The sequence below is a fragment of the Tatumella sp. JGM130 genome (assembly GCF_018257525.1).
Classification (GTDB): Bacteria; Pseudomonadota; Gammaproteobacteria; order Enterobacterales; family Enterobacteriaceae; genus Tatumella; species Tatumella punctata.
In genome coordinates, this window is sequence record NZ_JAERJS010000051.1 from 1 (window position 1) to 14,107 (window position 14,107).

Genomic DNA, 14,107 nt, shown 5'->3' on the forward strand with positions numbered 1-14,107 from the left:
GGATACCGGGATAATGAATACTTCTTCCTGAAGATAAAAGCAGCGTTCCCCGGTAAAACGCGATGAACCTTTTTTATGCCTGTTTCTCAGAAGCTCACTTCCAGACCGCTGAGGATATTCCAGTCATCAATACCTTCTTTTTGCAGCCGTGTCTGGTACTGCATACCGGTCGTCAGTGTCGTGTTCTCCGTCAGCCGTAATGCGGCCCTGGTTTTCAGCTGTACGCTGTCACCACCACGCCCGGCACTGAAACTGGAGGATGTCAGGCCGTCACTGATAATCGCCTGGCTGCCACCGCCCGGACGATGAATTAACCGTAAATCGACTCCGGCAGTCAGATTTCCGAGATCCAGCCGGTAGCCCGCACCGGCACTGAAATCAGGGTTGCGCTGTATCCGGTAGCGGACCTGAGCCTGATCTTCATCGCTAAATGGCCGGATATTCAGATACTGCCAGCGTATCCCCAGTAGCGGGGTGATACTTTGTGTTGCTGACTGCCAGCGTTTACCGGCATCCAGTCCGGCGGTCCAGCTACCGGCTTTCGGGCTGGCAACACCACCGCGTAAACCGGTATGCACCGTACCACTGAAGCGCGTATACCCGGCGGGCATTTCCAGCCACCAGCCAGCTCTGTGTTGCCAGCGCAGCAGGCTGTTAATACTCAGGGTATCAAATGCTGTGCGGCTGTCTCCGTCAGCAGCAGAGGGTTTTACTGAAAGTGAGCCCTTACTCACTCCCGCGCCGACGGTGATTTGCTGCCATGGCGATACGGCCAGTTGCCAGCGACCGCCGAGCATCCAGCCATTAGATTTACTGGTAAAATTATACCCGTAGCGGGCAAAGTCACCGGCCGTGTGGTAACGCTCCTCGCTATGGTAGCCATAAGCGAATATTGCCCGGTCCTGAACACGTACGCTATCGCTGAGCATCTCCTGTATGGCTGAACTGAAATTCCCCAGGGCTGACGGCAGTGAAATATAGGACGGCACCTGTGGTGTGGTTGCCGGACGAACCGGTTGCGGGTCTGGCTGTGGTGCAGGTTCCGGTACCGGTTGCGGGTCTGGCTGTGGTGCAGGTACCGGTACCGGTTGCGGGTCTGGCTGCGGTGCAGGTACCGGTACCGGTTGCGGGTCTGGCTGCGGCGCGGGTTCCGGTACCGGTTGCGGATCTGGCTGGGGCGCGGGTTCCGGTGCCACAGGTACTGTATTACCGTCACTGTTAAGCAGAATATTTTGCAGACGGTAATCCCAGTATTGATTACCTTCTCCGGTAAGTAAGCGTTCACCTGCGTCTGATTTTCCCGGGGCGAAGGCATATAAATCATATGCCCAGGCACCACGGGCCACATAACCACCCGCCAGCTTTACCCGCGTCTCATCAGAGGCCCCGCCGACCTGAACTAATGAGATACCTTCGTTGCTGTCCGCATGGTTATTGCCATTCGTATCGGTATTTCGCCAGATCCCTTGTGAGTTAACACTTACCAGCAATGGTGAACCGGCACGGCTATTCAGGTCACCCTCAATCAGCAAACGATCGGTAGTTGTGCCTCTAAAGCCTGAATTCAGGATCAACTGACCACCGTCAGGTATATCCAGACTGGCCATCTTCATAACCGCCCAGTCGTTTTCTGACTGTCGGTGCAGGCCGGGATAAAAGGTGACGTTCTTCCCTCCGGAAACTGCCCCGAGGCGGCCCGGGCCGGAGAGTGTTGTCTCTGCAAACATATTCAGCGGGCCGCTGACCACGGAGCGGACTTCCAGCTCACCTTCGCGGACACGGATCCCGCCCTTATTGCTGCTGTCACCGGTTAACGTCAGCCGTCCGGTACCGGTTTTTTCCAGCGTTCCCTCGCCGGTGATCTGCGCATCAATTTGTGCGGACAACTCGCCGAGAGTACTGACCCGCGGGCTGATATCGGCAATCAGTTGCGAACGGTCAGTCTCCAGCAGCACGCTGCCCTGCAGGGTACTGCGGGCCTGCATTATCAGCCCGGCGTTATCTGACAGGAGGGTTGTTGCATTAAGGGTGGCATGCTCTGCCACCGTCAGGCGACTGTCTGTCGCGACTCTGGCTGTTTCTGCAGTATACGTCTGCGGCTGCCAGTCATCGCTGTACAGCACATTACCGGCATGGAGTTCCTGCTGCCCGGCCAGTTGCAGGTGACCGCTGCTCACCGCCAGTTCCGCCAGGCTGGCACCGCCACTCAGTCGCCCGTCTGACAGGCTGGTCAGATTCAGCTTCCCGCTGGCCTGCGGGCTGCCGAGACTGCCGGAAAACTGATAATCCGCCCCATACAGTGTCACCTCAGAGGCCTGCAGAGCATTATTATTCAGTAAGCGTGCCCCGTTATCATTATGTTTTATTTCACTAAAGGCTAATGACTGGCCATTTAAATCCAGGTTGCCGCCCCGGTAGCCAAACTGAATATTGTCACTGCTGACCTGATCAGCACTGTTCAGCACAACTGTCGGGCGTCCGCTGACCAGCGTCACCGCGGAAAAGGCCTGTATTTTACCGTTACTGTCCGGCTGCTGGTCGAGGATCACCACTCCGTCACCGGTGTTCAGCGCACCGGGGTTTGCTCCCTGCCCGTGAACCCACAGGGTACCGGCACCGATTTTATGCAGCACATCGCCGGCCTGACCGTTAACCTGCCAGTCCACCGTATAATTCTCATCGACTTCGATACCGCCACCCACCCAGCGGGCATCTTCACCGGGCCCGGAAACGACCTGATAATTATTGGAAAACTGTAATTTTGCGGCACCGTGGTTAACGGACTGCTGCAATATAATAGTGCCGCCTTCCCCGTTAAATTGCAGGTCTTTACTGGCATCCAGTTGTTCATTCGTTGCCAGTGCCGGAATCAGGGTGTCGGTACCATGCCATTGCCACTGAGTATCAGCCTGGCGAATGCTGTCCGCTGACCAGAGAATATCCCCCGCAGAGCGGCGGTCAGTGACGGCCGGGTCGGTATTCTCCTGTTGTACGGCAGCGAGATGAGCATCCTGCAGAAACAGGACATAGCCCCGCAGATTATACGGCTCAGACCCGGAAATACTGGTCAGGACGCCGGCCAGTTTCCAGATTTTTTCCTGATTATCGTAAACGAACATCGGGCTGCCGCTGTCACCGGGCCTGGGAGAGGAGTCCAGTGGCTGAACCCGCGGATCCTCTGGCGAGTAGTTATACCAGCGCAGCCGCCAGCTTTCGAAAGTGGGTTCTGTCATAGTGCCACCGCTTTTCCATTGATAAGCACCTGACAGGTACCTCAGTCCGCCGGTATCGGCATCGACCTGGTATTGTGTGCCCGCGCCGACACGGGCAAACCATTGATAGCGGTCTTTATTTTTGGCGAGGTCTTTACCTTTAACCGTGGGTACCGGGGCCGCTTCCGTAACAACTTTATTCAGTCTCGGGACATGAAAATCACGCGCAGTATCATCGTTACGATTAATTAAACTATATTTTGTTTTGAAATTTGCATTATTACCGAAATCTGCTGTTTTATAACCGCCATTATGCCGGACACTGACAATATACGAGGGGGATATCAGGGTGGCATATCCCTGGGTGTTTACCGCACCAAAATCCGGTATCGGGTAACGTAATATACCGGCAGTGCTGCCATCAGTTTTTAATACGCTGACATTCTGTTTTCCCGGGCGGTATTTACCGAGGTTTTCCGCAAAGTCACGGTATTCCTGAACCGGGACATCTTCACGCATAATACCGGCATTACCTGGCGCAGGGACCAGAGAGGCAGAGCACAGCAGGGTTACAGAGAGTCGCTTCAAGGCTGATATCCTTAATTAATTCATGTCTTCCTGACGATGCGGCTTTATAACCAATAAAATAAATCCTGTCCAGAATTATGCCCCGGGAATGTTATTTCATTCTGAAAAAATAATATTACGTATTTAGTACTATTAATTATATTTAATCATTAGTCGGTTACTTATTTCTTTTAGCGGAAGTTATAATGTCAGCCAGTGGCGTAATAACTGAATAAATTCCGGTAACCGGGAGACTAAAAACAGTAATAGTCCGAGAACCCCGCCGACCAGAGTGCCATTAATACGGATAAACTGTAAATCACGGCCAATATTCTGCTCGATTTGGGCTGATAATTGCCGGTTATCCCAGCTTTTAATGGTATCGCTGATATGACGTGTCAGAAAGCGGGCGACGTCCGGCCCGCTGCGGGTCACCGCCTGTTCAATATGCCGGTTCAGGGAAGCCCGTAGTTGCGGATCTTTTTGCAGGACTTCTCCGGCCCGCAGGGCAGCCTGACCCATTTGCCTGGCGGTGGCTGACTCTGGCCGTTGCATATCCTCTGTCAGCCAGCGGCGAAGATCGTCCCACAATTCTCCCGTATACTGATGAAAGGTTTCATCTTCCTTAAGCCATGTTTTCAGTTGCCGGGCGCGTAGCTGCATCTGCGGATCTTGTTTCAATGCCTCAATAAACCGCTGTACACTGTGGTTAACACTGTCACGTAACTGATGGTGCTGATCCTGCGCGACATCCAGCAGCAGAGAATCCACCATCGCTGTCACTTTATCCGCGCCTTTTTCGCCCAGCCATTCCACAGAAATCAGCCGTGCCATGGTTGGATACTCCTGGCGAAACCAGCGGCTGATCTGTCCGGCAATAAACTGTCGTGACTGTGGATTTTCCAGCACCTGCACGACCTGTGCTATCAGTGAGTCCAGCAGTGCCTGATGGCGGTTTTCATGGGTCAGGCTTTCCAGCAGTCGGGCGGCAGTCTGACTGAAATCCACACTGTCGATAGCACGGCTTATCCCCTGACGCAAAAACCGCCGGATATGCTGGTCATTTCCGGCATTCAGAAAACCGCTGATCAGTTGACAGAGCAGGGTACTCAACCGCCCGGCATTCTGTGGTACGGTCAGCCAGCCGGCCAGTTTTCCTGCCAGATCCTGACGGCGCAGCAGGGCAATCATACTGTCGGTACTGAGAAATTTTTCTTCGACAAACCGGCCAAGACTATCGGCAATTCGCTGTTTATTGCGTGGAATAATCGCGGTATGCCGGCCGATAAAGGGCAACGGAATGCGGTGAAATAAGGCACTGACCGCAAACCAGTCTGCCAGTGCCCCGACCATAGCCGCTTCGGTCACCGATTTTACTGCCTGTACCGGCAGCGTCTGCGGCAGAAACAGGGTAACCAGAAAAATGATGCCCGCCAGCATAAGCAGGCATAACGCCAGACGTTTGGTTTTTTTCAGACCGGAAGTGTTATCCATATACAGCTCAGTAAACTCACAACATCAGAGGGTTAAGTTACAGTTATCAGGTTTCAGCATAGCAATCAGTCGTGCTTTTTTCCCGGAAAGGACCTTTTTCAGGACAATTCATCGCCGCCGGCAGAAAAATTATCATGCTGTTGCTGTAATAGCTCTCCGATAAAACTCAGAAACAGTTTCAGTGCCGAAGATTGCTGGCGGCCGGGCTATAGCTGAATCTGCAGGGTACGTTCTGTCAGCTGGCGGATTGACAGGCAGGGTACCGCCAGCGGGTGCTGTACCGGCATCACCGCCAGTTTTATCCCGCGCTCTGCATGCAGGCAAAACGGTAAGGCGAGGTCATATTCGCCCCGCTGCAGGTTTTCGGTAATCTGTCTGGCACTGGCGGTCTGTAAATGAAAGCGGACGGACGGATGCTGCTGGCGGTGCTCAGCAGTGTCTCGCTGATTGTTACCAGGCGTTATCAGGCGGTCTGAGCCTTACCCTGTACAGCGAAGAGGCCGGAACGGCCCCTTGATCAGACTAAACAGTTCAGATTATTTTCGCCCGCCAAACAGGCTGCCCAGCACACCCCGTAAAATCTGGTTAGTCACCTGACGAGTTGCGGTTTTTGCCATGGTCTGCACGACTCCGTCATGTTTACCTCCCCGTGGCCCGGTATAGCCAAACAGAATATTTTTGAGCCCGTCCAGCACTGTATTTTCTACCGCGTCTTTACCGCCTTTAGCCTGCGGGGCATTGGCCTGCTGACCGGCTGACTGAACAGCGTGCTGTAATAATTCGTACGCCGATTCCCGGTCCGCCACCTCGTCATATTTGCCGTACAGGGGGGAATGATTGATCAGACTGTTACGCTCATCACTGTTCAGTGGCCCCATACGTGAGCCGGGGGCAATAACCATCGCCCGTTCGACCACCGACGGACTGCCTTTTTCATCAAGGAATGAAATAAGTGCTTCACCGGTGCCCAGTGCCTGGAGGGCTTGTTCCGTATTAAAGGCCGGATTAGCCCGCAGAGTGGTTGCTGCGGCTTTTACTGCTTTCTGGTCTTTAGGCGTAAATGCCCGCAGGGCATGCTGTACACGGTTGCCCAGCTGACCCAGCACTGTATCGGGAATATCGGCCGGGTTCTGGGTGACAAAATATACCCCGACGCCTTTGGAACGGATCAGTCGTATTACCTGCTGAATTTTATCCAGTAATACGTCGGGAATATCATTAAACAACAGGTGGGCTTCATCGAAGAAAAACACCAGCTTCGGTTTTTCTGTATCACCGGTTTCCGGTAATTGCTCATACAATTCCGACAGCATCCACAGCAGGCTGGCGGCATACAATTCAGGCATCTGATACAGTTTTTCTGCACTCAGAATATTGATGATACCGCGGCCCTGCGCATCGGTCTGCAGCCAGTCTTTAATATCCAGCATAGGTTCGCCAAAGAAGTATTCAGCTCCCTGCTGTTCGAGGGCCAGCAAACCGCGCTGAATCGCCCCGACAGAAGCACTGCTGATATTACCGTACCGGGTGGTGAACTCTTTCGCATGATCGCCGATATACTGCACCATTGCGCGGAGATCTTTGAAATCCAGCAGCAGCATACCCTGATCGTCAGCGATCCGGAAAATGATTTGCAGCACGCCGGACTGGATCTGGTTGAGGTTTAGCAGCCTTGCCAGCAGCAATGGTCCGAGATCGGACACTGTCGCCCGTACCGGATGACCCTTTTCACCGAAAATATCCCACAGTACCACCGGATTATCCTGCGGCTGCCAGTCGGTCACTCCGATACTGGCTAACCTGGTCTGCAGTTTTTCTGAACTCTCGCCGGCTTTGGCAATGCCGCTGAGATCGCCTTTCACATCAGCCATAAATACCGGTACGCCTATCGCCGAAAAGGATTCTGCCATTTTCTGCAGGGTCACGGTTTTGCCGGTACCGGTAGCGCCGGTAATTAAACCGTGGCGGTTGGCAAGGGCCGGTAACAGGTTCAGGGTCAGTTGCGGAGTACGGGCAATCAGTAAAGGTGCAGTCATACAGTGTCAGTCTCTGAAAATTAGCAGTATTCGTATCCCTCAGACGGGAGACAGGTTTTCATTGGCATTATCCGCAACCAGTACGGATAACCGCTGATATGACTAAGACTATAGACAGTGGTGTGGCAAAAATATACCCGCTTATTTTACAGGTGAATGGCGAACTTCCCCCCGGCATGCCAGGTTTAATACTGATCCCCGCCCGCGGTCAGTGGCGACATTTCGTGCTAAATATTGATGGTTAGGTTATCAGTATATTAAATTTGTAATTAAAGTGCGCTAATGTAAGCGCTATCATTGTATTGGAAGCGTTTCCATCTTTTGTTTTGTTAACAATTTTATAATAAATATATTCTGAGCAAATGAGAGTCGTTAATTATGCTGTTGCAAAAAAACACCACCCGCCGCAAATTCCTGCTCGGTTCACTGATGGCATTGCCACTGACTGAACTGGTGCTGAAGGGGCTGACCGCAGCTCAGGCAGCTGACATGGCTGCGCCCGAACTTGATCACTACCCGCCGGTATTTTTTCAGGCGGACGAATGGCAGTTTATCCTGGCGGCCACTGACCGGATTATTCCGGCTGGTGGCCCCGGCAAGGCTCCCGGTGCGCTGGAAACGAATGTGCCGGTATTTATCGATCAGCAGTTACATGACCCGCAGTTCGGTAAAGAAATTTATATGGAAGCGCCGTTTAATCCCCGCGCACCCGCGACTATGGGATATCAGATCCCTTTTTATCCGCAGCAGATTTATCAGACCGGTATCCGGCTGACGAATCAATGGAGTCAGCAAAATCTGCAGAAACCTTTCCATCAGCTCTCCGTGACGGAAAAAGATAAGGTACTGACAGCATTACAGAAAGACACTCTGGACTTCGCAGCACTGGGTGAAAATGACCTTAAAAGCTCACAGTTTTTCAGCCAGCTATTGGCGGATACCAAACATGGCTACCTTGCAGACCCGATGTATGGCGGCAACAAGGGCATGAAAGCCTGGATTGCTATCGGTTTCCCCGGCGCCAGGGCCAGTTATCTGGAATGGGTCAGGCAACATAACGTCAAATATCCTCTCGGTCCGGTCAGTCTGTTGGGCGAAACCGCCTGATTGCTGTTTTTCTGAATAACAAGGTTTCTTATGGCTCAGATAACTAAAAAAGAAGTCGATGTCGTGGTCTGCGGATTTGGCTGGGCAGGCTCATTAATGAGCATTGAACTGGCGATGGCAGGTCTGACGGTACGTGCCCTGGAGAAAGGTCCGGAGCGGGATTACGCTGCATTTGCCTACCCTAAACCGGCAGATGAATATGCCTATGCGGTGCGTAATAAAGTTATGACCACCCCGGCCGATTCTGCCGTCACTGTCCGTTATACGATGCAGGACACCGCGTTGCCGACCCGTAAATGGGGAGCATTTGTGCCAGGCGGCGGGGTTGGCGGGGCAGGTATGCACTGGACCGGCGTTTTGCTGCGTCCGACCCCCACCGATCTTAAACTCAAAACCTATGCTGATGAAGCCTACAAACCCGGCATATTGTCTGAAGATATGCGGGTCAGGGACTTTCCGTTCAGCTGGGACGAAATTGAACCCTGGTTTGAAAAATTTGAACGTATCTGTGGGTTATCCGGCAATGCCGGTAATCTGCGTGGAAAAATTCTGGAGGGCGGCGATCCTTTTGAAGGGCCGCGTGCCAATCCGATGCCGTTACCACCGCTGGAAAATACCCTGAACAACGTGATGTTCGGTGATGCGGTTAAAAAAATGGGTTATCACCCGTTTACTATCCCGTCGGCGGCGGCTTCGAGGGTCTGGACGAATCCGTACGGTAATACCATCGCGCCCTGCAACTACTGCGGTTATTGCTCTAAATATCCCTGCCTGAACTATTCTAAAGCCTCACCCCAGACCGCGGTGCTTGATGCCCTGAAGCAAATGAAAAACTTCTCGTATGAAGTACATGCCGAAGTCCTGAAAGTGGTACTGCACGACGATAAAAAAACCGCTAAAGGCGTGCTCTATATTGATGAGCAGGGCAATGAATGCTTCCAGCCGGCGAAAATTGTTATTCTCAGCAGCTTCCAGTTCTATAACGTCCGTCTGATGCTGCTGTCCGGTATCGGCCAGCCTTATAATCCGGTCACCGAAGAAGGGGTAGTGGGGCGTAACTATGCGTTCCTGAGTAATGGTGCTGCCACCCTGTTTTTTAAAGATAAAAACTTTAATCCGTTTATCAGTTCCGGCCCTACCGGGGTGCAGTTTAACGATATCTCTCCGGGCAACTTTGATGGTCCGGCGCTGGGGATTATCGGCGGGGCGAAAATTCAGAGTGCCCAGTCGACCGGGACACCTATCAGTACCGCACTGCCGCCAGGCACGCCTTCATGGGGTGCGGGCTGGAAAAACGGCCTGGAAAACTGGTACGGCCATTCGATGAAAGTGGGGATAACCACCTCATGCATGTCTTACCGCGATGTTTACCTGGACCTGGATCCGACCTATAAAGATCGCCATGGTCAGCCGTTACTGCGGATGACTTTTAACTGGAAACGTAATGAACTGATGTTACAGCAATATCTGAAAGGGATTGTTGGCAATATCGTCAGGGAACTGAACCCTGACAGTTTCAGTATGAGTTTTCTGCCGATGGGCGCGGACTTTGACCTGACCAAATATGTCTCTACCCATAATGTCGGTGGTGCCATCATGGGGGATAACCCGAAAACCTCTGCCCTGAACCGCTATCTGCAAAGCTGGGATGTTCACAATGTGTTTGTGCCAGGAGGTAATGCGTTTCCGCAGAACTTCCAGTCAAACCCGACAGATACTATTGGTGCCATCACCTTAATGGCAGCCAACGCGATTAAAGAACAGTATCTGAACAACCCCGGCCCACTGGTACAGGTGTAATATCATGATAAAAATGACATTCAGACGCCTGCTGTTGGCGAATGTATTACTGCTGGGCTGCGGGCTGGCGGGAAGTACTCAGGCCGCGGACACCGGCAACAGCAACAGCACTAATCAGGATCAGTTGGTCAGACAGGGCGAGTACCTGGCACGGCTGGGAGACTGTATGGCCTGCCATACTCGCAGCGGCGGTGCCGATTATGCCGGCGGGCTGGCGATAAAGTCTGGTCTGGGCACCATTTACTCTACCAATATTACTCCTGATAAACAGTCCGGGATTGGTCAGTATACGGAACAGCAGTTTGCTGATGCGGTGCGTAAAGGTGTCCGTGCTGATGGCAGCTTTTTGTACCCGGCGATGCCGTATCCGGATTATTCCAAAATCAGTGACCAGGATATCCACGCCCTGTATAACTACTTTATGCACGGTGTGGCCCCGGTAAATAGCCAGCCACCGCAAACCCGGCTGAGTTTTCCTTTCAGCCAGCGCTGGGGAATGCGTTTCTGGAATCTGGCATTTACCCCGGACCAGCCGTTTATGCCGGTTAGCGGAGCGAGCGATCAGGTCAACCGCGGGGCATATATTGTCGAGTCGCTTGGTCACTGCGGCAGTTGCCACTCCCCGCGTGGTTTTGCGATGAACGAACAAGGGCTGGATAGCAGTAACAGCAGCTTTCTTTCCGGTGGTTCGCTGAATGGCTGGGATGTTCCCTCGCTGCGAGGTATTCCGCGCTGGAGTCCCGAAGAAATTAGCGACTATTTACAAACCGGGCGTAACGATAAAGCCGGAGTTGCCGGAGAAATGACTGCGGTGGTGGAACACAGCACTTCCCATATGAGCGATGCGGATCTGCAGGCGATCGCTGCTTATCTTAAATTCCTCGGCGGGAACCCGCCATTACAGACTTATGACCCGCAAAAAAATCAGCTCACCACCGACAAACTTACTGCCGCCACTGATCTGACTGATGGTGAAGTTTTATACCTGAACAACTGTGGTGCCTGTCACTTTGCCAACGGCCTGGGAGCTGCCCGTGCTTTCCCGCAACTGGATCAGGCGTCGATTGTCAATGCCAGAGATCCGCATGGTCTGATTCAGATAATTCTGCAAGGCGCACAACTGCCAGCCACAGCTAAAGCCCCGTCAATGCTGAAAATGCCCGGTTTTGCCTACCGTCTGTCTGACCAGCAGGTCGCAACTCTGGCGACATTTGTCCGTCAGGGCTGGGGAAATACGGCTGCTGCTGTCAGTGCTGATCAGGTGAAAAAAGTACGGGACTCACTGAAATCGCAATAAATCCCGCGGGACAGAAAACCGGGAAATATTTCCCGGTTTTACTTCAGGTGTGCTGCGACATCCAGCCCCCCGTTAATCACAAACTGCACGCCCATACAGACCAGCAGAAAGCCCATTAAACGGGAAATAGCTTCGATACCGCCTTTACCAATAAAGCGCATAATTGCGCCGGAACTGCGTAATTAAAGCCATAAAATCACGGAAATCAGCAGGAAAGTGATTACCGGTGCCAGATGCATAACCCAGACCGGAAAATCCCCGGCCCTTACCGTTGATGCAGTACTGATAATCATGGCAATGGTTCCCGGCCCGGCAGTACTTGGCATGGCTATCGGTACGAAGGCAATATTTACCGGAGTATTATGCGGCCCGGCGGCATCAATTTCTTCCTGCTTATGCTGTATTTCCGGCGTATCGTGCAGTTGCTGTGCCGGAAACAGCATCCTGAAACCGATAAATGCCACAATCAGCCCTCCGGCAATCCTCAGGCCCGGGATAGAAATGCCGAACGTATCCAGTACCGCATTACCGGCATACCAGGCCACCATCATAATGGCAAACACATACACCGCAGCCTGGAAAGACTGGCGATTGCGTTCGGTAAAATTCATATCTCCGGACAGGCCAAGAAACAGAGCGACACTGGTTAACGGATTAGCCAGCGGTAATAACACCACTAATCCCAGCCCGACAGCTTTAATAAGTTCCTGCATAACACCCTCAGATTTTTGGACAGGGACAACCCGGTGCTCCGCCGTCCGGGAAGCGCATACCTGTCAGCAGATACCGGCCCGGCGGTATATTAGCGAATATAACCTTAATTTCCGGCGGCAGCGAAGTTATCTCAGGGAGTAAAGTGTAGCAGTAACTGCAGACGGTGAATAAATCAGCAAAAAACTGAGGGCAGGGAGTCAAAAAGGGTACAGGCCGGCAGGCCTGTACCGGCGGGAAATTACATACCGAGGTATTTTTTGCCCTGTTCAAGCACTACGTTACAGGCTTTGGTTTTCAGCTTTTCACCCAGCGGGGTATTACTCAGGCTTTTCAGGCTGATTTGCTGGTTGTTACCTGTATTCAACAGTCCTGCCAGCCCCTGCATATAACCGCTTTCCTGTTGCTGAGCACCGGAGTCCGTCAGGCCCAGTTTATTTTTCAGCTGATCCGTCACCGAACTGACATTATTTTTCACCAGATTATTTTCGGCACAATACTGCAGAATCCCGGTTGCGTTACTCATACTGTCGGAACTGACCGCTTTATTTCCGCCATTCAGCAGACCGGTAATTGAAGACAGGGATAACCCGTTTTGCGCACCTGATGCCTGACCGGAGGTGGCAGAAGAAGAGTTCATTAAATCCGAAGCAGTACTGCTCAGCTTATCCTGCCAGCTGGAAGCACAGGCAGAGGCACTGACCAGTGCCGCGACGAAGCCCATTGCCAGTAAAGGTGTGTGTGTGATCTTTTTCATAAATACAGCCTCATCAGAATTATATTTTTACTCTGCGCCAGAGTTTAGTCCGTAACAGCCTCCGTTAGTTCCTTTTTTACTGCCCCCTGCTGATAATCGGAGGACTCCGACCCTGCTATCACCCGCGGCAGGGGCAAGGGGAGGAGCAAGGGCAGAACACTGATAAAAGACATTCGGCACACTGTGGCAGAAAACCGGCTGAATGTTTGTTTTTTCGGCAGTTAATTCACTTCGTCACGGAATCACCTTGCACCGTCCGGCACTCAGGGTATAATCCGCTTGTTTTCCGCATACCCTTCAGTGCCGAAGTGGCGAAATCGGTAGACGCAGTTGATTCAAAATCAACCGTAGAAATACGTGCCGGTTCGAGTCCGGCCTTCGGCACCATACAAAGCTTTTTTCAAGTCTACTAACGTCTACTTTAGTCCATAAAAACAGTAAGTTAAGCCGGTTCCTGGCTTTTCTTAGTCTGTCCATGTCTACTCAATTCCTTGAACATATACCAACTAATGATGGTATAACTGATGGTATTCCCGGTTCGATTGATTTTGGTACCAACACTGGAGGTATCAACTGATGGCTCTCACCGATATCAAAGTTAGGACTACCAAGCCCTCCGACAAACCCTTCAAACTCACCGATGGGCAGGGTATGCACCTGCTGATCAATCCTAACGGCTCGAAGTACTGGCGACTCCAATACCGTTTCGATGGCAAACAGAAAGTTTTAGCATTGGGTGTTTATCCAATGGTCTCTCTTGGTGAAGCCCGCAGGAAGCGAGATGAAGCCAAAAAGTTGGTATCTGATGGTATCGATCCTTCTGAAAAGAAAAAAGCAGATAAGATTGAGCAAAGCGAAGCCCTGACATTCGAAGCTGTTGCAAGGGACTGGCATACTGCCTGTAAAAGGAAATGGTCAGATTCTCACAGCGAAAGAGTTCTAAAAAGCATGGAAGATGGTCTCTTTACTGCTATTGGTAAAAGAAAAATATCCGAGCTTAATACCAGAGATCTTATTGCCCCTATCAAGGCTGTTGAAGCTTCTGGACGACTAAATAGCTGCGCCAAATAGTAGATCACTTTAAGGGAACTCAGCCCGGATTGTGCGATCTGATCAATCGCCAAAC

8 protein-coding genes, 1 tRNA gene and 2 pseudogenes are annotated in these 14,107 nt (G+C 52.0%); 6 read left to right on the forward strand and 5 right to left on the reverse strand.

Annotation, left to right across the window (positions count from 1 at the left end):
- Positions 1 to 86 precede the first annotated feature (86 nt).
- From JK211_RS15895 to JK211_RS15905, 3 genes are all read right to left on the reverse strand, one after another.
- The gene (locus tag JK211_RS15895) at positions 87 to 3,800 is read right to left on the reverse strand and encodes a S6 family peptidase (protein ID WP_212709599.1); all 3,714 of its coding nucleotides are present in this window, start codon (positions 3,798 to 3,800) and stop codon (positions 87 to 89) included.
- A gap of 180 nt (positions 3,801 to 3,980) precedes the next feature.
- Positions 3,981 to 5,273, reverse strand: coding sequence for a DUF445 domain-containing protein (locus JK211_RS15900; protein WP_212709600.1), 1,293 nt, complete (start codon positions 5,271 to 5,273; stop codon positions 3,981 to 3,983).
- 536 nt (positions 5,274 to 5,809) lie between these two features.
- Positions 5,810 to 7,309: a helicase HerA-like C-terminal domain-containing protein gene (locus JK211_RS15905; RefSeq protein WP_212709601.1), complete on the reverse strand. Its 1,500-nt coding sequence runs from the start codon at positions 7,307 to 7,309 to the stop codon at positions 5,810 to 5,812.
- A 98-nt stretch (positions 7,310 to 7,407) separates the two neighbouring features.
- Here JK211_RS15905 and JK211_RS15910 point away from each other — a divergent pair, with 98 nt between their 5' ends.
- The 4 genes from JK211_RS15910 (at position 7,408) to JK211_RS15925 (ending at position 11,513) form a co-directional block, all read left to right on the forward strand.
- Positions 7,408 to 7,554 carry a hypothetical protein gene (locus JK211_RS15910; protein ID WP_212709602.1) on the forward strand — a complete coding sequence of 49 codons (147 nt, stop codon included), beginning with the start codon at positions 7,408 to 7,410 and terminating at the stop codon, positions 7,552 to 7,554.
- Positions 7,555 to 7,687: 133 nt separating this feature from the next.
- Positions 7,688 to 8,416 carry a gluconate 2-dehydrogenase subunit 3 family protein gene (locus JK211_RS15915; protein WP_212709603.1) on the forward strand — a complete coding sequence of 243 codons (729 nt, stop codon included), beginning with the start codon at positions 7,688 to 7,690 and terminating at the stop codon, positions 8,414 to 8,416.
- 30 nt (positions 8,417 to 8,446) lie between these two features.
- A complete protein-coding gene (locus tag JK211_RS15920; protein WP_212709604.1) occupies positions 8,447 to 10,216 on the forward strand; it encodes a GMC family oxidoreductase in 1,770 nt (589 codons plus the stop codon).
- A 4-nt stretch (positions 10,217 to 10,220) separates the two neighbouring features.
- Positions 10,221 to 11,513, forward strand: a complete 1,293-nt coding sequence (locus JK211_RS15925) for a cytochrome c (protein ID WP_371734650.1) — start codon at positions 10,221 to 10,223, stop codon at positions 11,511 to 11,513.
- Positions 11,514 to 11,551: 38 nt separating this feature from the next.
- Here JK211_RS15925 and JK211_RS15930 read toward each other — a convergent pair.
- Both JK211_RS15930 and JK211_RS15935 read right to left on the reverse strand, forming a co-directional pair.
- Positions 11,552 to 12,226 (reverse strand): annotated as a pseudogene (locus JK211_RS15930) (MarC family NAAT transporter).
- Positions 12,227 to 12,465: 239 nt separating this feature from the next.
- Complete coding sequence (locus tag JK211_RS15935; protein WP_212709605.1) at positions 12,466 to 12,981, reverse strand: DUF2501 domain-containing protein; 516 nt, start codon at positions 12,979 to 12,981, stop codon at positions 12,466 to 12,468.
- Positions 12,982 to 13,283: 302 nt separating this feature from the next.
- Here JK211_RS15935 and JK211_RS15940 point away from each other — a divergent pair.
- Together JK211_RS15940 and JK211_RS15945 are read left to right on the forward strand one after the other, a co-directional pair.
- A tRNA-Leu gene (locus JK211_RS15940) sits at positions 13,284 to 13,368 on the forward strand.
- A gap of 189 nt (positions 13,369 to 13,557) precedes the next feature.
- Positions 13,558 to 14,049: pseudogene (locus JK211_RS15945) on the forward strand (tyrosine-type recombinase/integrase); the annotation flags it as partial.
- Positions 14,050 to 14,107: the final 58 nt, after the last annotated feature.